A 23,486-nucleotide genomic window follows, 5' to 3' on the forward strand; every position below is an offset into this window, starting at 1 on the left:
TTTCTTTCGGGGGTTAACTAGATGACAACATCGTCAAATAATCGATATGAGATCCCATGTCTGGCTTCACATTGCTTAGAACCGCTCCACCAGTTAGAACAGCGCTTACTGACTGCGCAAACAGCGATAGAAAATTGGTTACGTGAGCAATGGCGTAAAACACCCGCTCCTTTTTATTCCTCCGTCGATTTACGCAATGCCGGATTTAAGTTAGCGCCAGTGGATACTAATTTGTTTCCTGCTGGGTTTAATAATTTGAGTGAAGATTTTATTCCTCTGGCTGTGCAAGCAGCACAAGAAACCTTAGAGCGCTTAGCACCAGGATGTTTACGTATTTTATTGATTCCTGAAAATCATACTCGAAATAATTTTTATTTCGAAAATCTTTTCACATTACAAGATATTTTGAGTAAAGCAGGTTTTGAAGTCAAAATTGGATCCTTATTAGAAGACATCAAAGCAAACAAAAAGATTACGCTAGAGTCAGGCGGTTCGGTAACATTAGAACCCATCCACCGTCAGGGCGATCATATTAAAGTTAATGATTTTTTGCCTTGTTTTATTTTATTAAATAATGATTTGGCTAATGGTATTCCTAAAATATTACAGGGAATAAAACAATCTATTTTACCCAATGTTAATTTAGGTTGGCATAGTCGTTTAAAATCAAATCATTTCCATCACTATGAGCAAGTGACCAAAGAATTTTCAGAATTATTAAATTTAGATCCTTGGTTAATTACACCTTATTTTTCATATTGTACGGGTGTGGACTTCATGCAACGCGAAGGTGAAGATTGCATGCTAGAAAAAAGCCAACAAATATTACAAGCAACCCAAAAAAAATATGATCACTATCATATTAAAGAAAAACCTTATGTGGTTATTAAAGCGGATGCAGGTACTTATGGCATGGGTGTGTTATCTATTCATGAAGTAGAAGAAATCCAACAACTCAACCGCAAAAAACGTAGTGATATGATGGTTTCTAAAGGTAGCCGACCGATCAATAAGGTAATAATTCAAGAAGGGGTATATACATTTGAAACATGGAATGATGCAGTGGCAGAACCTGTGGTTTATATGCTCGGACAATATGTCGTCGGTGGATTTTATCGTGTTCACACCGGTCGTGGCGTTAGCGATAATCTGAATACACCCGGTATGCAATTTGAACCTTTGCCTTTTGTGCAAGCCTGCAATATTCCAGACCATAGCGGACAACAAAAAGGCAAATGCGCGAATCGGTTCTATGTTTACGGTGTGATTGCAAGATTAGCTTTATTAGCGGCTGCACGTGAACAAGCTGAAGTTTTAAAGCAAGCGGAGTAAACCATGCTTAAGCCACTTGGTGTGATTATGGATCCCATAGCTGGGATTAATCCAAAAAAAGATACTACGTTGGCTTTATTGTTAGCGGCACAACAGCGTCATTGGCCAATTTTTTACATGGAAGTTACCGATCTTTTTTTAATTAATGAAAAGCCTTATGCACGTATGCGCAGATTGCAGGTCAAGGATGATGAAAAAAGTTGGTTTTCTTATGATAAGGAAACTATTGCTCCTCTCACAAGTTTATCAGTGATATTGATGCGTAAAGATCCACCCATAGACATGCAATACATTTATGCGACTCAATTGTTGGATAAAGCAGAACAACAAGGCGTATTAATTGCTAATCGTCCACAAAGTTTGCGTGATTTTAATGAGAAATTATTTACATTAAATTTTCCACAATGTTGTCCTCCCAGTTTAGTCACAGCGACTATTCATGACGCACAAGAATTTTTGTCGGAATATCAAGATATCATCGCTAAACCTTTGGATGGTATGGGTGGTCAGTCAGTATTTCGACTGCGTGTCAGTGATCCCAATATCAATGTTATCTTAGAAACTTTAACGGCTAACAATCAATCTTATATGATGGTACAGCGCTATATTCCAGAAGTGCTCGCTGGGGATAAACGTATTATTATGATTAATGGCGAACCTATTCCCTATGCCTTGGCTCGTATCGCGCCACCCGGTGAAACACGAGCCAATTTGGCCGTAGGCGGAAAAGGTAAAGCCGTTAAATTAAGCGAACGCGATGTTTGGATTTGCCAACAAGTTGGGCCTATTTGTCGAGAAAAAGGATTATTATTTGTTGGTTTAGACGTGATTGGCGATTATTTGACCGAAATCAATATTACTAGCCCTACCGGCGTACGTGAAATCGATGCGCAATGTGATATCAATATCAGTGCGCAATTTATCGATGCGATTTTTCCTAACGCATAATCCTGTTTTTTATCCTAGTATAGAAAAATCACTGTTATAGCGAACGAATGTCTAAATTATCGCGTACCTCGGTGCTTACAATGACACATAAAATGCAAAGGATCACAAATTGATACAACCCCCAAATATACAGTTTGAAGATTTTAAGCAACTATTAAAACCACGACGCAGAGACGCGCACAAGGGTTTATTTGGCCATGCGCTGATAGTCGGTGGTGATCACGGCATGACGGGAGCAGCGCGTTTAGCGGCAGAAGCAGCATTGCGCGTAGGCGCAGGTTTAGTGAGTGTGGCCACTCGAGCAGAATCGATTACTGCCATTATCTCTGAACGTCCTGAAATCATGGCACATGCCGTTAAAACTGGCAAAGATCTCATTCCTTTAATTCAAAAAGGCAGTGTCATCGTATTAGGAACTGGATTAGGGCAAACAAGTTGGTTACAGCAATTATTATCGCGCGTTTTAATGGCTGCACAAGCTAAATATTGGATGCGGATGCTTTGAATTTGTTGGCGAAACAGCGTAAAAAATCAGACAATTGGATTTTAACGCCTCATCCAGGCGAAGCAGCCCGTTTATTGAACTGTTCTGTTAAAGTCATTCAAGCCAATCGGATTAAGGCGGTTAAAGCATTACAAAAAAAATATGGCGGTGTGGTAGTGCTCAAAGGTGCGGGTAGTTTAGTCTGTACAGACAAATCACTACGAATTTGTTTAGCAGGGAATCCTGGTATGGCCAGTGGTGGTATGGGCGATGTTTTAAGTGGCGTGATTGGCGGACTTTTGGCACAACATTTCACCTTACAACAAGCAGCAGAATGTGGTGTTTGTTTACATGCGCTGGCAGGCGATAGGGCGGCGGCAAAAAATGGTGAACGAGGTTTATTAGCCAGTGATTTAATATCGTATTTATATCAACTTATCAATTGAAATTAATTTAATTTCTGGAGCGACTATGCACAAGCAATACTATTCAGCGTTGGTTGGAGTTGCCATTATTGGCATTTTTTTAAGTTCAATCATACTTGCTTTTACTGTGCATGGAGTTCCTGCTAATCCGATTTTTTTTATTGTTATGTTGAGTTTATTCGGCATTATAGCGTTGTGTATGATGTATCGTTACTTATGCGCTCCTTTTTTGTTTGCAACGTTTAGTGTTTTAGCTGTGTTACGGATTTTAGGTTTACATAAATGTTTTATTCCTATGATCCCTGTCATTATTAGTCTGCTGTGTTTAGTGATTTTATTTATTTATATTGCTTATCATGATGTTAAACAACGACCTATTATCTTGCAGGGTAAGCCTCAAGAAATGTTTAATATGTCTGCTTATGAATGGCATCTTAGTTTTTTTCGAATATACGTAGGGTTTGATCTCATTGCGCATTGTGCTGAAAAATTATTTGCCGGACGCATCCCTTTTCGAGCGGATGTAAGCGCTTTTGCACACTTAAATGTTGTCGATCCTAGTTTTTTCGTCAGATTTTCAGGCTTATGCGAATTAGCGGGCGTCATCTCATTAGGATTAGGTTTGTTAACCCGCGTTGGTGCGCTAGGCACATCCTTATATTTAATTGTGGCAACAATTATCGGGCATCACTTTTTAAAGGGCTTTATCTGGGCGTTACCCGGTGGTGGCTGGGAATATCCAGTTATGTGGAGTGTTTTCATTCTGAGTTATGTTGTATTAGGTGCAGATGAGTTTTCTATCGATGGTGTTTTAGATAGGAATTTTAATTTACCCATTTGGCTAAAAAGATTAATGGGAGTCATGGAATCGGATAAGAAAGTTTCAGATAAAAAAATTAGCTTTTAATGAACACGTAAATTAGAAAGAAAACCAAACGAGCAATTCACAGTTTCTGTGATAAAGCTGTGTAAAAATATGTGTAAAAGCTTTTGAACACGTTAATATGACTGATGTCGTAAAGCTTGTTTAAAAATTAAACAATATGAAATTCAACCTCCCTTGAGTCTAAGAAAGCTTACGTCATTATCCTGTTCATTTTCTTCATTAGTTTCAGGCGTTGGAAAAAAAGCTAATTTAGAGTGTGAATAGTGTAAATTCATGGAACAAGTCAATTTCCTTCCACTAAATTTAATGGCTTCAATGGTGAGACTATATTCTTGCTTCCCTTTAGCTTTAAAATAATCCTCTAAAAGTTCATCAGCGAAAGCATTTTTTTGATTTTCTTCACGAAGGTGAGAAATTTGCGGAACAAGTGTTAAATAAAAAAAATGAAATTCAGCTCTGTTTTTAAACGCATGTTGAATATTTATTTTTTCCATTGAATTAACGTGAATTCCAGCATTACGCGCATAATCTTCATAGTTTGTATCATTTAAATAGCTAAAAGGAGATTGATAATTTTCAAAGTATTTTTGCCAATGTGGCTTTTGTGTCAAGCGAGTTATTAGTTCCGCCTGGCTTTTTTCATAAATAGCGGCAAGTATATATAAATCACCTTTATTTTTTAGTATTTTTGCAATATTTTGAAATGCTAATGCTTTATTAGTAACCCAGGGGATACAAAAAAAACTAACTGCAGCATCATATTTAGCTGTATAATTTAATCGTTCAACATCCGTAACCTGAAAATGTAAGTTATCTCGCTTAAAATGTGCTGTTGCAAATTTTATCATGTCAGCGGACTTATCGATCCCAATGACTTGTCCAGAAGTAAGCTGCGATGCAATGTAATGGGTTGTTTTTCCATTACCACATCCAATATCCAGAATAGAAGCACCGCTTTTAAAAGAACAAGTCTCTAAAAATTTTATCGCAGCATTATATTGGAAATCTGAACATTGAGTATACTTGGCGGGATCCCAGTCTTTTTTAATCATGTTAAAATCCCTTTAAAATAAAGACGAAAATTATAAATAAATTAAAAAATTTGTAAAGATAAATTTATTTATAGCTCTATATTATAAATGGAATAAATTTTTGACCTGAAAGTTAATGTCGATATTTTTGAATATATGTTAAGCTTTTATATAATAAAGAAATTATATTAACAAAGGTAAATAAAATGCTAAAATCACCAGAAAATACTAAAAAATATAAACCAATTCATTTATTTAAAGCGAACATTAACAATAAAAATGACGCATTTTTTTTCTTCACTGAATCGAATAAAGAGTTTTGGATGAAGCAAGATCCCACCGATTGGGAAAAAGTTACCATAGATAGTAGGGAAATTTTAAGGGATGGTGGTTCAACAACTTATTGTTTTAGTGGAAAAGAGTACGACAAATTATATGTACCCATTTCTAAGAAAGAAACTCCTTATATCTCAGGGAATTGTGCTCGCATTTTTTTAAAAAAAATACCATTGTCAAAAGAAATATTAAATGGGATAGATATAACTAAATTGGATCTATCGAATATTTCAGAAACTATTGCCGACGCAGAAAAAAAACAAAAAGAAGAAATTCAAAAAAGAGATAAATTGAGTAATAGTAATCTCTCAAGACTTTTCTCAACCAATTTACTTGATTTTTTTGATGCAATTTCAAAAGATTCCGAAGAGATTTCTGAGCCTGGAACTTCATTTCCTAGTGAACAATCAGCAAAAGGACTTAGCCAATTAAAAATCTAAATAGATGAAAAGATGTGCTCTTTAATCCATTTAAAGCGAAATGTTTTCTAATTGACAGAAAATAACAAGAAATTTATCATGCGCGTTTATTAAAGGAATAATAAATGAAAAAAGTAGAGCATGTTGAGTATCCAATCCAAACAGATAGTGAACAGTTAGCACAATCTCTTCCTAATTTCGAACAAGAAAGCTCAAAAATTGCTGAGACAACTCTAGTTGCTGAAAAAATTTTAAAATTAAAAGCGCAAATTGCTAAAATTGTAACTGAACTTGACGATCTGAAAGCCTTCTTACTGATTTTTGTAGCGGCAAGAGATGCAATGAAAAAAATAGATACTGATAAGAATGACCCTTTTACTAAAAACGATATTGAGGGTGAGATTAAAATAATTAATCGAAAAATACATTACTGCGGTTACTTGAAATTATCAAAAGAAGTTAAAATAGAGGCGCTCTCAACTAAAGAAATATATTTAGAACCTGAACTTTTCGAAAACCGCTTGTTAGAATTAAGAGTGCAAGAAAAAGAAACCCGTCCAGTTATTCAAAACTTAGAATTGGCTATTGATGCGTTAAATAGAGTTTCTGAGGAATTCTTTAAGAACCCCAGTAAATCTTCTTGGGAAGATTTTCAAATAAAAGAATGTATTAACGCAGAAATTCAATTACTTGAAAAAGAGAAATCAGAAAATAAATCGCGATTGGAAGATATAAAAGAAAAAATAAAAATATTAAAAAAGCCTAAATTTAATCAGGATACTTCTTTAGTAACCAATCACGCTAAACAGTTATTTTTTAATGGTAAGGCAGAAAGAGATAATTCCATCCCAGAATTAAAAACTCAGGCGATCAAGAACTGTATTTAAGGCGAATGTAAATTAGAAACTTAAACATCTATGCCGACTTGGATTTTGCCATCGATTAATCGAGTAGGGAAGGTTTTAACACCAGTAAAAGCGGGGGGACGGGTTGCTGCGCCTGTTTTAATACAAAAACCAGCGCCATGCCAAGGACAAATAATTTCTTCTCCTTCTATCTCGCCGCCTTCGAGTGATTGATCTTCGTGTGTGCAGAGATTTTTTATGGCATAAAATTCGCCATTTAGATTGAAAACCAATAAGGATAAACCATTCCAGTCAAATACTTGATAAGTACCCACGGGAAAACTGGCAGCATCGATTACATCAACCCAATTGGTCATTTTTCCTCCTTTTGTATAGCATTCTAGAAAGACTTTTATAGCATACCTAATTGTAATTTAGCGGCTTCGGACATATTTTCAGTGCTCCAAGGTGGATCCCACACTAATTCCACTTGTGTTTCACTGACACCCGCCACATTATTGATCGCATTTTCCACTATGCCAGGAAAAGTTTGTGCGACCGGACAACCCGGCGAAGTTAAAGTCATTTCAATCTTTACCAATCCTTGTGGATCAATAAAAATATTATAAATAAGTCCTAAATCATAAATATTGACTGGAATTTCTGGGTCATAGATCCCCTTGAGTGCTTCAATAATAGCATTTTTTAAAATGATTAATGCGTCTTCGGTCAATGGATAGGGGGTCAATGTCATCATAGGTATGTCGATTATTGATGTTCGGTAGAAACAACTAATTCATTGTTTTGTTTTAAAGCAGCTTGTAAGGTATGCCAGGCCAAAGTTGCGCATTTTACGCGCGCTGGATAGGCTTTAACCCCAGCAAATACCGCTAATTTTTCCAGATCATATAATTGTTCGGGTGTGGTGGCTTCACTGGTTAATAATTGGTGAAAACTAGCAAATAAGGCTTCGGCTTGGTTAAGTGTTTTACCCGTTAATATTTCTGACATTAAGGAAGCAGATGCCATAGAAATGGCGCAACCTGAACCTTCAAAGCTAATGGCCGTAATCTTTTCCTGTTCTATTTTAAGATATACGGTTAAGCGATCACCACAGAACTGGTTAAAACCATTTGCAGAGCGATTCGCCAACGGCATTGTGTGATGATGGCGAGGATTGCGTCCATGGTCTAGGATCATTTCTTGGTAGAGTTCGCGTAAATCTGACATCGTCTTATTTAAACAATTGTTTTAAAGTGTGTAAACCGTCGATTAAAGCATCAATATCTGCTTTATTATTATAAAACGCTAAAGAAGCGCGCACAGTAGAATCGACATTAAAGCGTTGCATTAATGGCATGGTGCAATGTTGGCCGGCGCGCACTGCAACACCGACTTCAGCATTTAATACGTCACTGATATCATGCCCATGGATACGTATGCCACGTGAATCGCTGACCGTAAAATTCAAAATAGCCGCTTTTTCTTTGGCAGTACCAATTAAGTGTAAACCTTGAATCGTTTGTAAATTTTGGCTGGCATAGTCGAGTAATTGCTGTTCATGAAGCTGTATTGCATCAAAATCTAATTGATTAAGATAGTCAATTGCAGCTCCTAGACCAATAGCTCCCGCAATGTGTGGCGTGCCGGCTTCAAATTTATACGGCGGCTCACGGTAATAGCTTTTTTCTAGACTCACTTCGGTAATCATACTACCACCACCTTGATAAGGAGGCATGGCAGCTAATAATTCCTGTTTGCCATATAAAACACCTATTCCTGTCGGAGCAAATAATTTATGACCGGAAAACACATAAAAATCACAATCTAAAGCTTGTACATCAACTTTTTGATGAGCGACTGCTTGCGCGCCGTCGACTAATACTTTGGTATTTGGACTATTCGCATGAGCATTATCAATAATTTGTTTAATCGGATTAATAGTCCCTAGCGTATTGGAAATATGGCAGATAGCGACGAGTTTAGTTTTTTGGTTGAGTAAACGTTGGTATTCTTCCAGTAGCAACTCACCTGCATCATTAATTGGGATGACTTTCAGTTTGGCGCCGGTTTGTGCACATAAAATTTGCCAAGGGACGATATTGGCATGATGTTCCATATGCGAAATAATAATTTCATCGCCCGCTTTGATCTGGCTTAGACCATAGGTCTGTGCAACTAAATTAATGGCTTCAGTGGTGCCGCGTACAAAAATAATTTCTGCAAACGATTTCGCATGAATAAACTGCTGAATCTTTTCGCGGCTTAGTTCAAATTCTTCAGTGGCTAATTCACTTAAGGTATGGATGCCGCGATGCACATTACTATTTTCATAACGATAAAAATAATCTAAACGTTCGATAACAGAACGGGGCTTTTGCGTGCTTGCTGCATTATCAAGGTAAACTAAAGGTTTGCCTTTTATTTTTTGTTGTAAAATAGGAAAGTCAGTTCTTATTTTTTTTTCATCAAATGCTTGCATAAGTTTTTTTAATTAAACTGGGTGAAGTAACATCACTAAATAGCGGCATTTGTTCAATGATGTCTTGAATAAAGGCTTTAACGAGTAATTCGGTCGCTGCGGTTACACTTAATCCACGTGTACGCAAATAAAATAAGGCATCGTTATCGAGTTGGCCAATGCTAGCTCCATGCGTACATTGGATATCATCAGTAAATATTTCTAACTGTGGTTTACTATTCACTTCGGCAAGCGGTGATAATAATAAATTTTTATTCAGTTGCTGAGCTTTAGATTTAATCGCTTGTTCACGAACAATCACTTTGCCATTAAATGCAGCACGTGCGCGATCATCAATAATACCTTTGTAAAATTCTTCACTGCGAGTATGCGGGCTGACATGATCGATCTGCGTAGTGTGATCGACTTGTTGCTGACCTACAGCGTAATAGAGCCCTTTTAATTGGCAATGTGCATCGGGCGCTAATAATTTAACAGTGACATCACTACGAATTAAAGCGCCGCTTAAAGCCAAGGAGTAAGCAGAAAATTGGCTCTGTTGTTGTTGTGTAACATAAAGACTACCAACATGCTGTGCTTGTTTACTCTCGGTGATGGCTTTGTAATGTTCAATATGGCTATTTGCCGCTAAATGGCATTCAGTAACGGTATTCGTAAAATAATTAGCATTATTTTCTCGCGTCATATCGATATATTTTTCGATAATAGTTGCCTGGCTATTCTCTTCGGCAATAATGATGTTACGCAATGGGATAAAGTGCTGGGATATTTCATCTGTATTAATAAACAAAATTTCTATTGGAGAGCACAAACGCGTGTTAGCCGCTAAATAAATATAAACACCCTCTTGCATAAAGGCAGTATTTAAATGTGTAAAACAATTTTCTGCTACGGTTTCTTTAGGCTTCCAAGTCGTATTTAATTGTTCAGGGTATTGATTCAGCATCGTGCCTAAATTCGATATTATGCTGTTATCAGTTAACATCGGAATGGTAGATAAGTGTGCGGCAAAAAAACCATTTACAAATACTAAGCGATAATCACCGTTCAATGGACTCAACAGGGTTGTTGCTGCATCATCGCTTGGCGGAGACATACTTAAAGAATAAGGAGTTTGACATAATGCCGTTAAAGAGGTGTATTTCCAATCGGCGTGTTTTTTACTAGGAAAACCGTGTGCAGAAAATTGCTCTAAGGCATCCAAGCGTAATCGGTTCAGTTTTTTTTGTCTTTGACCGATTAATTTTTTTTCAACGCGTTGGTATTCCTGGCAATAATGCGCTACGGCGTTAAGGTCAACATTTTTTTTATTTGTTAACATGTTTCACCTAAGGATTCTTCTTCTAAAATAGCGCTATAACCGTCTTTTTCTAAGGTTTGCGCTAAAGAAAAATTACCGGAACGAATAATTTTTCCACCGGCCAGTATATGTACATGGTCTGGTTTAATATAATCGAGTAAACGTTGATAGTGTGTAATGAGCACCATAGCGCGTTGCGGTGAACGCAGGTTATTCACACCCTCGGCAATTATTTTTAAAGCATCAATATCTAAACCAGAATCTGTTTCATCTAAAATTGCTAATTTAGGTTCTAAAAGTGCCATTTGTAAAATTTCATTACGCTTTTTCTCACCACCAGAAAAACCTGTATTGACTGATCGGTACAAAAAATCTTGATCCATTTCGACAAACTTTAGCTTTTCCTTAATGAGTTTTAAAAAATCCATGGCATCAAGTTCTGTTTCACCACGTGCTTTGCGGATAGCATTTAACGAAGCTTTCAGTAAATAAACATTGCTTACCCCAGGGATTTCGACGGGATATTGAAACGCTAAAAATATTCCGGCACGTGCTCGTAGTTCAGGTGTTAACTGGGTTAAATCTCCACCTAAATAGTCAATTTCGCCTTGCGTGAGTAGGTAGTTGCCGCGTCCGGCTAAAACATTGGCTAAGGTACTTTTACCCGAACCATTAGGACCCATGATCGCGTGTATTTCGCCGGGTTTTACCTGTAGGTTAATCCCACGTAATATTTTTTTATTATCGACTTCTGCGTGTAAATTTTTAATAGTTAACATATTTTTCTTTCTTTAAGTGAGTAATTAACCAATGGACCCTTCTAAACTAAGACCGAGTAATTTTTGTGCTTCGACGGCAAATTCCATAGGTAATTCTTTAAATACCGCTTTGCAGAAACCATTCACGATCAATGAAAGGGCTTCTTCGCTATCGAGACCGCGTTGTAAACAATAAAAAAGTTGATCTTCACTAATTTTAGAAGCAGAGGCTTCATGTTCTATCTGAGCCGTTTGATTTTTAACTTCGATGCTAGGGAAGGTATGTGCTTTGCAGTCACTACCAATCAAGAGTGAATCACATTGCGTATAATTGCGCGCATTGTCTGCGGTTTCTGCTATTTTGACTAAACCACGATAGCTGTTTTGACCGTGGCCAGCACTTATCCCTTTCGACAAAATCGTACTTTTAGTGTTTTTACCAATATGTATCATCTTAGTTCCGGTATCGGCTTGTTGTTTATGATTGGTTAGCGCAACAGAATAAAATTCGCCGACAGAAGCATCGCCTTGCAGAATAACACTCGGATATTTCCAAGTAATGGCCGAACCGGTTTCGACTTGTGTCCAAGAGATCTTTGAATGTACACCACGACAGTGGCCGCGTTTAGTAACAAAATTGTAAATTCCACCTTTGCCATCTTTGTCGCCAGGATACCAATTTTGCACTGTTGAATATTTTATCTGAGCATGATCTAAGGCGATGAGCTCGACCACAGCGGCGTGTAATTGATTTTCATCACGTTGTGGAGCAGTACATCCTTCTAAGTAACTTACATAACTGCCTTCATCCGCAATGATTAAAGTCCGTTCAAATTGGCCCGTATTTGCGGCATTAATCCGAAAATAGGTGGACAATTCCATGGGGCAGCGTGTACCCGGCGGTATATAGCAAAAAGATCCATCGGTAAACACTGCAGCATTTAAACAGGCATAAAAATTATCGGTATAGGGAACGACAGTGCCTAAATATTTTTTGATGAGTTCTGGATATTCTTGTACCGCTTCGGAAAAGGAACAAAATAAGATACCCATACCACGCAATTTTTCTTTAAACGTGGTAGCGACAGAAATACTATCAAAGACAGCATCGACGGCAACATTGGATAAACGTTCTTGTTCTTGCAGTGAAATACCTAACTTATTATAAGTGCGCAACAATTCCGGATCGACTTCATCTAAACTATTCAGTTGTTTTTTTATTTTTGGCGCCGAATAATAGCTAATTGCTTGGTAGTCGATAGCCGGATAATGCATATAATCCGCCCAGTGCGGTTCGGATAAGCTTAACCAATGGCGGTAGGCTTTTAAACGCCAAGCCAATAAAAATTCCGGTTCATTTTTTTTAGCAGAAATATGCCGGATAACCTCTTCATTCAATCCGCAGGGCAGTGTGTCTGCGTCGATATCACTGACAAAGCCATGTTGATAATCTTGTTGTAATAATTTGTTTAAAGCAGCTTGGGTCATGGATTGTTCTCTGGCAGCAAATGAAGTGGAATTTTTATCGTTTCTAATGGGCTGAGCCTAACGGGTTGAATGAGGTCTGCCAAACTAATATGCATTAAAGTCGCTTGAATAAAGGCGCTAATCCTACGCCAGTTATCACGTATCGTACACTGTTTTTCTAAGCTACAGCCTAGTGTGGTATGACTACATTCAGTGAGTGCTATTTGACCCTCTAGCGTTTGAATTACCGTTCCTAGTGAAATATCTGTCGCCGGATAAGCGAGTTGATAGCCGCCTTTAACACCCCGATTAGCTTGCAAAAGGCCTTCATGGCTCAAACGTTTCAGTAGTTTACTGGTCGTCGGCAAAGAGATACCGGTATGCTCGGCAATGCTTTTCGCATTGATGGCAAGTCCAGGATGTTGCGATAAATACGCCATGATGACCACGGCATAATCGGTTAGTTTGCTGAGCCTTAACATAATAAGAAGTAAGTTTTTATTATACCCGTCTGAAATGGGACCATTTTAGTCCTATTCTTTGCCAAAAACAAGCTTCTCTCTACTAATTAAGAAAAATTAAGAAAAAAATTTTAATATGCGAACAACTTTTATATAAAGGAATGGGTGAAATAACAGGATGAAAGCCTATGATACTTCGAATAAGTAAGGAGTGATTGTGAGTCGGGCGGCGTTTTATTAATTCGTGTGCTTATTGCTACGTTTGAGAGTTGCACCCAATAATAAAATTTATTTATTATTGGGTGCTGAATCGACTGAATCAGTTAATTTTTGTACTGCAGTGTGTTTTCTGACTTTATAACGCTATCAAAATCTTGCGGTGTAGTAGAAGTAGATGCAATTAGAAAAAGTGAAGGAGAATACTGTGTTTTTTTAGACTCAGAATAATTCTTAGAAAAATCTTTGTCGGTAAGGGTTTTAGGTATTGGAATAGAATGATGAGCACTCACATCGAATTTTTTAAGTATTGCTAAAGTTTCATCTAATGTAGAACAGCAAGGTAACGAGGCTAGACCATAATAAAAACCGGAAATGAAGCAAGAAGCAAAATAACTAAGGAACAAAAGAGTCGAAATTATAACTAGAGTTGCAGAAACAGCAGCAAAAGCAACAGCAACAGCAGCAAAGCCCAAAAATATAGTAGATATAATTGGCAGCAATCTTGGGAAAAAAAGGACTTCTTTATAAGTAATCCCTATTGTAATCCATTGTTGAAGTCTTTGTTCTTGAATCATTATTAATTGGTGTAATTCATTATCATGTAAAAGTATTACATCTGTTAAATTTTTCTGGCGTAGCAACATATCAGTATATATATACGGAATTTGTTAAATCAGTTGCTTGTTCTTGATACATATATACGGAATTTGTTAAATCAGTTGCTTGTTTTTGTGTAATTAACTTGTTTTTTCTTCCAAAGTTAATGATTTTCGTAAGTTCTTCTCTAGAAATTTTTTCAGTGGTAAGTATCGGCATAAGTATTCCTTAAATAAATCTAGATTAAATTAACATTTAAAACTTAAGCATTTATTAAGGTCACAAGGACAGTTTTTAATTTTTAAAACTACCTTTAATAATTTCTTAATATAAAGATCTTAAAATAATAAAAAAATAGGGGGTTTTTATGACTAAAGCGCTCCAAGAGTTACAGAAAGAATTGTTAAGTAACGCAAGCATTGCGATACAACTGGATGTAATGGAAGAATGGAGGCGTTTAAAAACTGATTTTGCTATAAGTATTGAAATGGGATCGGTTTATGGTCTTTTCAAGCTCTCTAATTATCCCTATATTATTGCTTTGTTCAAAAATGCAGTAGAAACAGGGAATCAACAACTCATTACACTTTTTTTCGAAGCTAAATTAATTGGTATGGAAAGCCTTGTGGCTGGTTTATATCCAGAAGCAATTAATGATAACGCTCAGGATTCTCTGTTTTTCATTGGTATGACTTATGATCTGCATCGAAAAGATCCCCTATTGCTCGATCTCAGTTTTGCGTCGATCTCAGAATCCGAATTACCAAGTATAATTACCACTTTTAAAGAGCTGCATATCCCAACATTAGAAGGGATAGATAAAGCTTTGGCAGAAAAGTTACTTGTTTATTTCGCGAATAAAAAATATCTTGATTTAACCGTTGAAGCGTCTACTTTTCCTGAAGAAAAACGTTACCAGCGAGCATTATTATTGCAAATTACCGATTTCCTATTGAATCGACAAGAGTTATCAGAAAGCCAAGTTAAATTTTTTCAAGAATATAATAATAAGGACTTGCTTAGTTATTTGATCAGCGTAATCAATGCTGACCACACTTCTGATGAAATTAACACTTTACTCGATAGTCCTTACCTGAAAGACACGCTAGAAGAATTAAAGTTACAAGAGTTAAATACTTTTTTTTATACGGCCCGACTCAAACCACTCCTGGAAAGTTATGAAAAAAATCTGCTTATTTTTGCAAGAAAAGCTGATTTTTCTAATTTCGAAAAAAATTGGGAAACTTTTTTGAGTTTATATCAAACCTATCAACAGAAAGTCGCTAAAGAATTTAATTTTTCAAACCGAATATTTACTATTTTTCGAGAGACGGTTAAAGGAGGAGATACGCAGATAGCTGAGTTAATTTTAAAAGAAAATATCAGTATTAATTTTTATTATACCAGTTCGAAAAGTGCAGATGAACCGATGCATGCCTATAACATGCTAGCTTTAGCAGCGTTTAATAAAAACGAAGCGATGTTAGCCTTTCTTTTGAGTAAAGGAATTAACATAAATTTTCGTCCTCAAGCTGCAAAAGGAGCGTATGTTTCTCCTCTGGCTATTGCCATCCAAAAGGAAATTCCTGCGATGGTTACGCTTTTACTTGAAAAAGGGATAAACATTTGGGATAAAGGCCAAATATTTACTAATTCTCCAATTTTTGCGGCTATAATTTTTGATTATCAATACGCAAATAAATCCGCTTATTACTCAACTTTGCTATTCAATCAAATCGAACCTGGTTTGATTGAGGAACTAAGGAAAGAGTTGTTTAAAGAATACTTTTTTATTCTTGAGCAGGGCTTTTCTAAGGAACTCGCGCAATGGACATTACGTTTTTTGTTAAATAAATCCTATTTAGATATGGAAGATATGCTCTTAAAAGTAGACACTTATCCCTTTTGGTATCCGGATTATTTTTTGGATCCTTTGTTAGAAAAAGTGCTGCATTTAAATCTAGCTGATTCTCAGAAAATTTCGAAGCTTCATGAAAATTATCTAAGCAATTTTAAAATTAGACTTTCTAAATGGATTACCTCACAAATTAACGCAGATGGGTTTTCCCCGCTAGAAATCGAACAACTGGTAAAAAACCCTATTATTTTTAACTATTTAAATAGAAATACACAAGAGTTGGTCCAAAATACTGATGAGATGAATAAGTATAAAAATCAGCCTTTAAGCTTAATTATATTAAAAAAAATATTCGAAAGTTTAGATCATAGTTTGAAACAAGAAAAAGATAAAGCTGTGCGTAAAATTCTCAGTAATATTCATTTTTATCAAGAAATAAGAAAGCTTTCCGATCAAATTGAACATACTAGAGAATTAACACCTTCTATCGCTGATCTAGAAAAACTTAATTTAGAATTAAATACTGATGAAATAGAGAGTTTATGGATTATTATCGAGGATTTTAAAAGAGATAAAGTCGATCAGAATCCACGATACCAGCAAATTTGTACATGGGCAGTAAAAAAATTGTGTAGTACTTCTACATTAAGTGTGCGTATGTCCAAATCTGAAAGTACTTCGTTGTGCTCGGTAATTTTACCTGAGCAATATCAGGAAAAAATTAATCAGATTAAACAAGTAGTCAATCAATTAAGAAAAGTTTGTAGTGATGGCGAAGCTGTTTTGGCATTTATGGAACATTTGCTTAATGATCGGAATACGATTGAACAATTTTTTCAAGAAAAATACTCCGTTTATTATTTTCTATATGTGAAGGATCAAAAAAAATATTCAGTTGCTTTACATACCGAAAATATTCCGCGCGGTAATCTCAAGGAACTTCAGAATTTTATCCATAGGTTGATTAGAGAATATATTGCTTGCTTTGATATTGCCCATAGAGCAGGAAAGTCCCAAGAATTTTTTGGCCAGTTTTCTGGATTATGTATTGAGGGTCGTTTGCGAAACTGCTTTAAATGGATAGCTAGTCTAGATGATTTACCTACATTTGATGAGATTATGCAAAAAGCTGTCCTACAATATAAGGCTTATACCAAGGTTATGGAGCCTAGTGTTTTAGCGGATATTAAAAATTTTCCTACGAACGATGGCAACGAATACGATGAAGAAGATTTGTCGCAAGCCCTTGCATTTATTGCACCGCGTATTGTAGACACGCCATGCTTTTTCGAAGATCGAGAAACAGGCGAGCGGCTTACTAAGAACATCAGTGAAGCGGATATAGAAGACTATTTAAAGAATATTTTAGTATTTAATGAAGAAAATGATTTTGTGTTTTTGGCGGATCCAGATCCTATCGTAGGTTATGAAATAGCTGCTGCTTCCAAGGATATTCCTGTTTACGCTGAACAGACACCACAGAAACTTCGATTAAATCCAACCTTAGTTGAAAATTTACTTTTATCCTATATTGAAGGGTTCGTTTCTGAAAAACATAAAATTGAAGAAGGTTTTGTTCAAACCTTAGGAAAGTATACAATCGATACTGCGTATAAAAAAATTTACTCTGCTAAGAATAATCTTCCAATTGTTGTTTTTCAAATAACGCGAGATTCAAAAAAGGATGATGAAAGTAGGAATCTTCCTTTTATTAATGACGTCATTCTCACTTTTTTAAGTAATAATCCAGAAGAAAATATGACATTGTTAATGCCCATGGCTCAGTGTCGTTCTCAATTAGGAAAAAATAAAAAACATTATGTATTGGTTGAGATTACTCTCCATGGCGTAAACAAAGAAATAGTTATATATAATTCCCAATCTAAAAGCTCTACTTTTGCATATTTCAATTGCCTTAAAGATCTTAAGGGTTTTAAGTTCACCAAGCACCATACCTATCATCAGCAAGAAGATAATTTTTCTTGTGGTTTGTTTGTTTATCGATATATTCAATCTATTTTAGAGTTGGGAAGCAATGCTCAATTGATAGATATAAGAGCAAGTCTAGCGGCGCCTTGTTTAAGTCTAGATGGAATTATCAATGATAATTTAAGCCGAGTAATAAATTTACAGCAGAAAAAAATAGCAGCCAGTGAAAATCTTCCTTGGGAACGAAAGAACCTTGAAAAGTATCTTGCATCAGAAAATTTGGATCAGGATATAGATTTTCCAAATAAAAATGATTCATCCTTATCATCCTTAAAAGATGGAGTTTTACCAGCGACAGATTCACCTAGGACTTTATTTTTTGCTAGAGATTTAAATAAACTACCCCTGGAACCAGCCACTGAGGTGGTCGAACAAAAAATGAGCAATGGCCCATAATTTGCATTATATGGATAAAAGACTAGACTTGAGTATGAAAGTTCCGTTGGATTGCGCTTGAAGTTTGATCCTAGAAGGTTGGAGATAGTCTTGATGCATGGTGTGCATGCCTACTTTAAGTAGGAAGCCTAAAGTGCTTCACAAATCACCATCGTAGCGTTGTTGCTTTCAAGTAGATTAAGACACTAGCGGAACTTTTTTCTATTTTTACTCTTAAGACTTTCTTTGTTTCTTTAATTCTACGTTAAAAATTTATCATACTAAATTAATTTAATAGGGAAAATGTATGCGTTCTGCAAATGAATATCCTAGTAGAAAAAAGATCTTAATAGTTGTTACAAGCATAGCAAAGTATCCCCAGCTTAAGCGAGCAACCGGTCTTTGGCTAGGTGAAGCGGTAAATTTTGTCAAAAAAATTCAAGATGAAGGTTACGAAGTTGATTATATAAGCCCTGATGGGGGTTATACTGCCATTGATCCTCACAGTTTAGAAGAAGCAACCGTACTTGATTGGGAGTGGTATCAAGATAAGATTTTTATGAATCGATTGGGCTCAACATTAAAACCTAACCAAATCCATATAAACAACTATCAAGTTATTTATTTTACAGGCGGTCATGGGGTTATGTGGGATTTTCCAGATAATCATGAATTACAAACATTTACTTCAAAAATATATCAAAATGGAGGTATTGTTTCTGCAGTTTGTCATGGTGTAGTCGCTTTGTTAAATGTTAAGTTGCCTGATGGATCTCATTTAATAAAAGGTAAAAAAATTACAGGGTTTTCTAATTGCGAAGAAAAGCTCGCAAAATTAGATAAGCAAGTACCTTTTTTAACAGAGGATCAATTAATAACTCGCGGCAGTCTGTATAAAAAAGCCTCTAAAGCTTGGGAAGCATTCGCCATTCAAGATGGTAGGCTTATCACTGGCCAAAATCCTGCTTCAGCAGCACACGTTGCCGAGTTAGTTATCAACCAACTAAAAAAATCTCTTGGATAGTTTTACATATGAAATCCATGAATTAATAAAATCAAAGAGTTAGCATTAAATCAAATTAAAGAATCTAATTAAAAATTAAGAATATTTGCAGTAAGTTATAGTAAATCTGCAGCTGATCTTTAACGCGATAAAACCTGGTTAAGAATTTTTTTGGATTAGTATCCCAACGAACGGCCGCCATCGACAGCGATAATTTGACCCGTGATAAAGTCAGCGTAGTTAATTAAAAAAACCGCTGTCTTAGCAATGTCTTGAGGTGTTCCGGCGCGCTTTAAGGCGTTGCGGTCGATGATTTTTTTACGTAAAGCTTCATTAAATTCAGTTTCATCATCTGGCCACAATACAATACCTGGGGCAATGGCATTGACGCGAATCTCAGGCCCTAATTCTTTGGCTAAGCTCTTTGTAAGCATCACTAATCCGGCTTTAGCAATACAATAGACAGAATAATTCTTTAATGGACGTTGTGCTTGAATATCGACGAGATTGATAATACAACCTTTTTGCTGTTTGAGATGAGGGGCAGCAAGCTGGGATAAAAAAAACGGGGCTTTTAGATTGCTCGTCATCAATTCTTCCCATTCTTTAGATGTTACCTTGGCTAAAGGTACTGGATAAAAGCTAGAAGCATTATTGATTAAAACATCGAGTTGGCCCCATTCGCCAAGCACCTTTGCGATTAAGCCTTCCAGTTTGTCGGTATCACATAAGTCAGCCTTTAATGCGATAGCCGAATTTTTGCGTTGTTGATTAAAATTTGTACATAAGGTAGAAGCGTGTTGGGCAGACTCTCGATAATGTATTGCTAAGCGCATGCCTAGTTGATGACAATGTTGGGCAATAGCTGCACCGACGCGTTTTGCGGCTCCAGTTATTAGCACTACCTTATTGTTTACTATAGAATCATCTGGCATGGTTTTACCTTAAATGGTTAGAGTAACAATGATAAAAATACCGCTAGGTCTACCTGTTCCGACGGATGCATTGCAAGCACAAAGTGCTATGTTGTGTCAGTTGATTAGCGACGAAATACGACATGCGCCATTAGCCTCTATTAGTTTCGCACGATTTATGGAGTTGGCATTATACGAGCCAAATTTGGGATATTATACAGCGGCTTTAGATAAATTTGGGAAAATGGGCGATTTCACTACCGCACCTGAGATTTCCCCTTTGTTTGCACGCTGTATCGGTCGACAGTGTCAACAAATTTTGGCAAGTTTAGGTCAGGCAGATATTTTAGAAATAGGAGCAGGTACTGGTCAATTAGCTATCGATTTATTGTTGTTCTTAGAGCAAGAAGAGAGCTTGCCTTGCACGTATAAGATTCTCGAAATTAGTCGAACACTGAGAAAGCGTCAGCAAGAACGTTTGCAACAACATATTCCTCATTTATTCTCGTTAGTAGAATGGTTAGATGAATGGCCAGCGCTGCCTATTAAAGGGGTAATTTTGGCTAATGAAGTGGTGGATGCTTTGCCTGTACATCAATTCTTTTGGACTGAAGAGAGTATTCAAGAGGTGCGAGTGGCTTATAAAAGCGATAGATTTGTTTATCATTTAGCTCCAGTGGATAACTTGCTAATAAGTCAATTAACTCAGTTGCAAGCAAATTATTTTCCAGAGATAAAAAACTATCAATCAGAAATGTGTAGGCGACTCCCAGATTGGGTGGAAAAGCTTAGTTGTACTTTAGAGCAGGGGTTGGTGTTAATTATCGACTATGGTTTTCCAGCACAAGAATATTATCACCCCGATAGAGTGAACGGTACACTCCTGTGTTATTACCAACATCGTGCCCATGCCGATCCTTTAAGTTTAGTGGGTTTACAGGATATCACGGCCTCGGTGAATTTTAGCAGCTTGGCACAAGCAGCACTTCAATCAGGTTTAAAAGTGGCAGGCTTCACCTCGCAAGCTGCGTTTTTGCTTAACAATGATTTGTTACCTTTAATAGAAAAATGTTATGATGAGATATCCTCGATGGATGCCAACCGACAAGTGCATTTACTAACATCACCGAGTGAAATGGGAGAGCTTATTAAAGTGATGGGCTTGACCCGAAACTGTGAGTTTTTCCCATTAAATGGATTTAAATTCTACGATAAACGGATGCGTTTATAGTTTGGTTTGTATTAATTTTATTAAAAAATAATTTGCAAATAGTTCATTATAAAGTGAATAGGAGTAACTAAAGTGAGTAATTTTTCATTGAATGATGGAAAGGAAAATCTTTTAGTAGGATTAGATAACGTTATTAAGACTACTATTGAAGTATCGAATATTAAACAAAGTAAAGAACTCCGAGAGGCACTTATAAATTTGGAAGATATTCGTCATCAGATTGAAATAAAGCATCCAGAATCTAGGCTAACTCCTTTTTTAAATAATCGTCGCTGATAAGTGAATTAAGGGCTTAAATTTATGCTTCAGACTGAGCAAGAAATTCAAGTCGCTTTAGAAATAAAGAAAATATTGGATGAAGGGATAATGGCGGGTCCGTGGCAAGCCAATTTGTTTTTGAAAGGGATTAAGAAAAAACTCGAAGAGTTACGTGATAATTTTGTGATTAAAGTCGGTTTAGACCAACACCATGAGCAAATTACGAATGATTTGCTAGCAATGGATAATTGTGAAAATACCGAAGTGTATATTGCGCTTTATCAATCGCAAGGGTGCAATATGAGTAAATGGCAAGAAGTGCTGCTATCTTTAGTTAATTATACTATGGGGCGGCCTATTTACTACAGTGAAGCGGATGTACAAGCTGCAATACGTTTAAACGATAGAAATTTAAATCAGGCCTACGCTGTAGTTAAAATACATAACGATGCAATTTTATCGGATACGACGGATTTAGCTCGTACCGATCGCGAAGGGCGCAAGTTAATTAGCTTGCGTGAAGCGGCGATACAGCTAAAGAATATTGTTCGCTTAGTGCATGCGACGGGACAATATAAATTGGTTAGAAATTTTTTAGTTAAACAAAATTGAATTTAAAAAAATATAAAAATATACTCACAGCAATTAAATTTTTGGCAAGGGCCGTGAATACAATTAAGCGGTAACATAGGTAAAAATTCAAGGGCGAAGAATATAAAAAATAAATAACAATTATGGCTGCTCCCGCACAACAACAGCAATCTGGAGATAATTCACTTGCTCCACTATGGATCGTTCTCTGTATCTTTCTTTTAGGATGGTTGCTATGGGCTTTTTTTCATACACAAATTGTTGCCTGTACATTACAGATTAAATTCTGGGAGTCGCGTTTAATTTCATTTGCCTTGCCTTCCATGTGGCAACTTCCTTTAAGTATTCATCGTCTAATTCCTGCAGACGTACCTTTTCCACAGCTGCTAGATGTCAGCCGCGAAGTCGGCAATTACTTACGTTATCCGATTATCGTGATCCTGGTGATATTGGCGTTAATTATTTATTTTGGCCATATTAATTTACAATTTAAAAGATTTTATAATATGGAGACGCTTGCCGAAGCGGAAAGAAAAAATTGGCCACAAATTTCACCGGTCATCAAGTTGGATTTGGTCAAAGAAGATATTGATAAAGGTCCTTGGGCAATGGCTTTATCGCCGATGCAATTTGCCAAAAAATATCAATTATTACAGGAAGAAAAAATCATCCCTTCGATGACTATGACTGCAAAAAAGCATAATCAAAGGACGGTGAGTATAAAAAGAGAAGCTGCACATCACATTTTTGTGATGCAGTCTGGAGAATATTGGCAAGGTATCCATTATTTAAAACCGGCAACTAAGGCATTATTTGCGGTATTTGCTGCAAGGGCTAATCGCGATCGTGATGGCGCATTGAAACTATTGCTGCAAATCGCAGAATCGACAGTTAACGGGCGGTTGGATTTTTCTGGGGTTGATGCCTTATTAGATAAACATAAAAATAATAAATTAGTACACCGCGTGATGCATAGTCATGCTTATGTTTTAACGGTAATGGCATCGATGTTGGTATTAGCAAGAAAAGAAGGAGTTTTAGCGACTGCAGATTTTTTGTGGCTTAAACCGACGGATAGATTAATGTGGTTTATGTTAAATTCTGTTGGCCGTCAAACCGCTTTTGCAGAGGTAAGTGGTCCGTTTGCGCATTGGAATGTCGAGCAGGCGATGGGTAGAAGGCTTATGGTTCCTATGGTAGACGAAGCGGTAAATGGCTTGGAAGCCGCGATTAAAGACATACTTTATATTCCTGATTCTGAAGAAGGTTGACAATTA

General features: G+C 36.5%; 24 protein-coding genes. 13 read left to right on the forward strand and 11 right to left on the reverse strand.

The window, feature by feature from the left end:
- Window positions 1-21: 21 nt before the first annotated feature.
- From gshA to AAHI99_RS02755, 5 genes are all read left to right on the forward strand, one after another.
- Complete coding sequence (gene gshA, locus AAHI99_RS02735) at window positions 22-1,332, forward strand: glutamate--cysteine ligase (RefSeq protein ID WP_342228144.1); 1,311 nt, start codon at window positions 22-24, stop codon at window positions 1,330-1,332.
- Window positions 1,333-1,335: 3 nt separating this feature from the next.
- Window positions 1,336-2,280: a glutathione synthase gene (gene gshB / locus AAHI99_RS02740; RefSeq protein ID WP_342228145.1), complete on the forward strand. Its 945-nt coding sequence runs from the start codon at window positions 1,336-1,338 to the stop codon at window positions 2,278-2,280.
- Window positions 2,281-2,389: 109 nt separating this feature from the next.
- Window positions 2,390-2,785: an ADP-dependent NAD(P)H-hydrate dehydratase gene (locus AAHI99_RS02745; protein WP_342228146.1), complete on the forward strand. Its 396-nt coding sequence runs from the start codon at window positions 2,390-2,392 to the stop codon at window positions 2,783-2,785.
- Complete coding sequence (locus AAHI99_RS02750) at window positions 2,782-3,210, forward strand: ADP-dependent NAD(P)H-hydrate dehydratase (protein WP_342228147.1); 429 nt, start codon at window positions 2,782-2,784, stop codon at window positions 3,208-3,210. Before AAHI99_RS02745 ends, AAHI99_RS02750 begins: the two co-directional genes overlap by 4 nt.
- 25 nt (window positions 3,211-3,235) lie before the next feature.
- Window positions 3,236-4,096, forward strand: coding sequence for a DoxX family protein (locus AAHI99_RS02755; RefSeq protein WP_342228148.1), 861 nt, complete (start codon window positions 3,236-3,238; stop codon window positions 4,094-4,096).
- A 143-nt stretch (window positions 4,097-4,239) separates the two neighbouring features.
- Here the strand turns inward: AAHI99_RS02755 and AAHI99_RS02760 are convergent, their stop codons facing one another.
- Complete coding sequence (locus tag AAHI99_RS02760; RefSeq protein ID WP_342228149.1) at window positions 4,240-5,127, reverse strand: methyltransferase domain-containing protein; 888 nt, start codon at window positions 5,125-5,127, stop codon at window positions 4,240-4,242.
- A gap of 185 nt (window positions 5,128-5,312) precedes the next feature.
- Here AAHI99_RS02760 and AAHI99_RS02765 point away from each other — a divergent pair, with 185 nt between their 5' ends.
- Both AAHI99_RS02765 and AAHI99_RS02770 read left to right on the forward strand, forming a co-directional pair.
- A complete protein-coding gene (locus AAHI99_RS02765) occupies window positions 5,313-5,882 on the forward strand; it encodes a hypothetical protein (protein ID WP_342228150.1) in 570 nt (189 codons plus the stop codon).
- Window positions 5,883-5,986: 104 nt separating this feature from the next.
- Window positions 5,987-6,748, forward strand: a complete 762-nt coding sequence (locus tag AAHI99_RS02770) for a hypothetical protein (protein ID WP_342228151.1) — start codon at window positions 5,987-5,989, stop codon at window positions 6,746-6,748.
- Between the two features lie 20 nt (window positions 6,749-6,768).
- Here AAHI99_RS02770 and AAHI99_RS02775 read toward each other — a convergent pair whose 3' ends face one another.
- From AAHI99_RS02775 to AAHI99_RS02815, 9 genes are all read right to left on the reverse strand, one after another.
- Window positions 6,769-7,083 carry a Rieske (2Fe-2S) protein gene (locus AAHI99_RS02775; protein WP_342228152.1) on the reverse strand — a complete coding sequence of 105 codons (315 nt, stop codon included), beginning with the start codon at window positions 7,081-7,083 and terminating at the stop codon, window positions 6,769-6,771.
- Window positions 7,084-7,118: 35 nt separating this feature from the next.
- A complete protein-coding gene (locus tag AAHI99_RS02780; RefSeq protein ID WP_425288725.1) occupies window positions 7,119-7,463 on the reverse strand; it encodes an SUF system Fe-S cluster assembly protein in 345 nt (114 codons plus the stop codon).
- A gap of 11 nt (window positions 7,464-7,474) precedes the next feature.
- Window positions 7,475-7,936 carry a Fe-S cluster assembly sulfur transfer protein SufU gene (gene sufU / locus AAHI99_RS02785; protein ID WP_342228153.1) on the reverse strand — a complete coding sequence of 154 codons (462 nt, stop codon included), beginning with the start codon at window positions 7,934-7,936 and terminating at the stop codon, window positions 7,475-7,477.
- Window positions 7,937-7,940: 4 nt separating this feature from the next.
- Complete coding sequence (locus AAHI99_RS02790; protein ID WP_342228154.1) at window positions 7,941-9,188, reverse strand: cysteine desulfurase; 1,248 nt, start codon at window positions 9,186-9,188, stop codon at window positions 7,941-7,943.
- A complete protein-coding gene (gene sufD / locus AAHI99_RS02795; RefSeq protein WP_342228155.1) occupies window positions 9,175-10,509 on the reverse strand; it encodes a Fe-S cluster assembly protein SufD in 1,335 nt (444 codons plus the stop codon). Before sufD ends, AAHI99_RS02790 begins: the two co-directional genes overlap by 14 nt.
- Window positions 10,503-11,267, reverse strand: coding sequence for a Fe-S cluster assembly ATPase SufC (gene sufC / locus AAHI99_RS02800; RefSeq protein ID WP_342228156.1), 765 nt, complete (start codon window positions 11,265-11,267; stop codon window positions 10,503-10,505). The genes sufD and sufC overlap by 7 nt, the downstream gene beginning before the upstream one ends.
- A 24-nt stretch (window positions 11,268-11,291) precedes the next feature.
- Window positions 11,292-12,734, reverse strand: a complete 1,443-nt coding sequence (sufB, locus tag AAHI99_RS02805) for a Fe-S cluster assembly protein SufB (protein ID WP_342228157.1) — start codon at window positions 12,732-12,734, stop codon at window positions 11,292-11,294.
- Window positions 12,731-13,195, reverse strand: a complete 465-nt coding sequence (locus tag AAHI99_RS02810) for an SUF system Fe-S cluster assembly regulator (RefSeq protein WP_342228158.1) — start codon at window positions 13,193-13,195, stop codon at window positions 12,731-12,733. The genes sufB and AAHI99_RS02810 overlap by 4 nt, the downstream gene beginning before the upstream one ends.
- Window positions 13,196-13,497: 302 nt before the next feature.
- Entirely contained in the window at window positions 13,498-14,037 is a 540-nt protein-coding gene (locus AAHI99_RS02815; protein ID WP_342228159.1) for a hypothetical protein, read from the reverse strand.
- A gap of 320 nt (window positions 14,038-14,357) precedes the next feature.
- On the opposite strand from AAHI99_RS02815, the gene AAHI99_RS02820 reads away from it, so the two are divergent.
- Window positions 14,358-18,233, forward strand: coding sequence for a hypothetical protein (locus tag AAHI99_RS02820; RefSeq protein ID WP_342228160.1), 3,876 nt, complete (start codon window positions 14,358-14,360; stop codon window positions 18,231-18,233).
- Between the two features lie 286 nt (window positions 18,234-18,519).
- Window positions 18,520-19,236 carry a type 1 glutamine amidotransferase domain-containing protein gene (locus AAHI99_RS02825; protein ID WP_342228161.1) on the forward strand — a complete coding sequence of 239 codons (717 nt, stop codon included), beginning with the start codon at window positions 18,520-18,522 and terminating at the stop codon, window positions 19,234-19,236.
- 155 nt (window positions 19,237-19,391) lie between these two features.
- Here AAHI99_RS02825 and AAHI99_RS02830 read toward each other — a convergent pair whose 3' ends face one another.
- Entirely contained in the window at window positions 19,392-20,150 is a 759-nt protein-coding gene (locus AAHI99_RS02830) for a pteridine reductase (RefSeq protein ID WP_342228162.1), read from the reverse strand.
- 28 nt (window positions 20,151-20,178) lie between these two features.
- Here AAHI99_RS02830 and AAHI99_RS02835 point away from each other — a divergent pair, with 28 nt between their 5' ends.
- From AAHI99_RS02835 to icmP, 4 genes are all read left to right on the forward strand, one after another.
- Window positions 20,179-21,360, forward strand: coding sequence for a class I SAM-dependent methyltransferase (locus AAHI99_RS02835; protein WP_342228163.1), 1,182 nt, complete (start codon window positions 20,179-20,181; stop codon window positions 21,358-21,360).
- A 72-nt stretch (window positions 21,361-21,432) separates the two neighbouring features.
- The gene (locus tag AAHI99_RS02840; RefSeq protein ID WP_342228164.1) at window positions 21,433-21,636 is read left to right on the forward strand and encodes a hypothetical protein; all 204 of its coding nucleotides are present in this window, start codon (window positions 21,433-21,435) and stop codon (window positions 21,634-21,636) included.
- A gap of 24 nt (window positions 21,637-21,660) precedes the next feature.
- Complete coding sequence (icmQ, locus tag AAHI99_RS02845; protein ID WP_342228165.1) at window positions 21,661-22,230, forward strand: Dot/Icm secretion system protein IcmQ; 570 nt, start codon at window positions 21,661-21,663, stop codon at window positions 22,228-22,230.
- A gap of 122 nt (window positions 22,231-22,352) precedes the next feature.
- Window positions 22,353-23,480 carry a type IVB secretion system coupling complex protein DotM/IcmP gene (gene icmP, locus AAHI99_RS02850; protein WP_342228166.1) on the forward strand — a complete coding sequence of 376 codons (1,128 nt, stop codon included), beginning with the start codon at window positions 22,353-22,355 and terminating at the stop codon, window positions 23,478-23,480.
- Window positions 23,481-23,486: the final 6 nt, after the last annotated feature.

Origin of the sequence: Rickettsiella endosymbiont of Rhagonycha lignosa, from assembly GCF_964031165.1 — a bacterium.
Taxonomy (GTDB): Bacteria; Pseudomonadota; Gammaproteobacteria; order Diplorickettsiales; family Diplorickettsiaceae; genus Aquirickettsiella.

Coding starts and splice junctions, on each gene's coding strand:
- sufC (WP_342228156.1), bottom strand. CDS start 11,267: ATGTTAACTATTAAAAATTTACACGCAGAAGTCGATAATAAAAAAATA.
- AAHI99_RS02835 (WP_342228163.1), top strand. CDS start 20,179: ATGATAAAAATACCGCTAGGTCTACCTGTTCCGACGGATGCATTGCAA.
- sufD (WP_342228155.1), bottom strand. CDS start 10,509: ATGTTAACAAATAAAAAAAATGTTGACCTTAACGCCGTAGCGCATTAT.
- sufB (WP_342228157.1), bottom strand. CDS start 12,734: ATGACCCAAGCTGCTTTAAACAAATTATTACAACAAGATTATCAACAT.
- AAHI99_RS02770 (WP_342228151.1), top strand. CDS start 5,987: ATGAAAAAAGTAGAGCATGTTGAGTATCCAATCCAAACAGATAGTGAA.
- AAHI99_RS02760 (WP_342228149.1), bottom strand. CDS start 5,127: ATGATTAAAAAAGACTGGGATCCCGCCAAGTATACTCAATGTTCAGAT.
- AAHI99_RS02765 (WP_342228150.1), top strand. CDS start 5,313: ATGCTAAAATCACCAGAAAATACTAAAAAATATAAACCAATTCATTTA.
- sufU (WP_342228153.1), bottom strand. CDS start 7,936: ATGTCAGATTTACGCGAACTCTACCAAGAAATGATCCTAGACCATGGA.
- AAHI99_RS02825 (WP_342228161.1), top strand. CDS start 18,520: ATGCGTTCTGCAAATGAATATCCTAGTAGAAAAAAGATCTTAATAGTT.
- AAHI99_RS02755 (WP_342228148.1), top strand. CDS start 3,236: ATGCACAAGCAATACTATTCAGCGTTGGTTGGAGTTGCCATTATTGGC.
- AAHI99_RS02775 (WP_342228152.1), bottom strand. CDS start 7,083: ATGACCAATTGGGTTGATGTAATCGATGCTGCCAGTTTTCCCGTGGGT.
- AAHI99_RS02815 (WP_342228159.1), bottom strand. CDS start 14,037: ATGTTGCTACGCCAGAAAAATTTAACAGATGTAATACTTTTACATGAT.
- icmP (WP_342228166.1), top strand. CDS start 22,353: ATGGCTGCTCCCGCACAACAACAGCAATCTGGAGATAATTCACTTGCT.
- AAHI99_RS02780 (WP_425288725.1), bottom strand. CDS start 7,463: ATGATGACATTGACCCCCTATCCATTGACCGAAGACGCATTAATCATT.
- AAHI99_RS02830 (WP_342228162.1), bottom strand. CDS start 20,150: ATGCCAGATGATTCTATAGTAAACAATAAGGTAGTGCTAATAACTGGA.
- AAHI99_RS02820 (WP_342228160.1), top strand. CDS start 14,358: ATGACTAAAGCGCTCCAAGAGTTACAGAAAGAATTGTTAAGTAACGCA.
- AAHI99_RS02810 (WP_342228158.1), bottom strand. CDS start 13,195: ATGTTAAGGCTCAGCAAACTAACCGATTATGCCGTGGTCATCATGGCG.
- gshB (WP_342228145.1), top strand. CDS start 1,336: ATGCTTAAGCCACTTGGTGTGATTATGGATCCCATAGCTGGGATTAAT.
- gshA (WP_342228144.1), top strand. CDS start 22: ATGACAACATCGTCAAATAATCGATATGAGATCCCATGTCTGGCTTCA.
- AAHI99_RS02790 (WP_342228154.1), bottom strand. CDS start 9,188: ATGCAAGCATTTGATGAAAAAAAAATAAGAACTGACTTTCCTATTTTA.
- icmQ (WP_342228165.1), top strand. CDS start 21,661: ATGCTTCAGACTGAGCAAGAAATTCAAGTCGCTTTAGAAATAAAGAAA.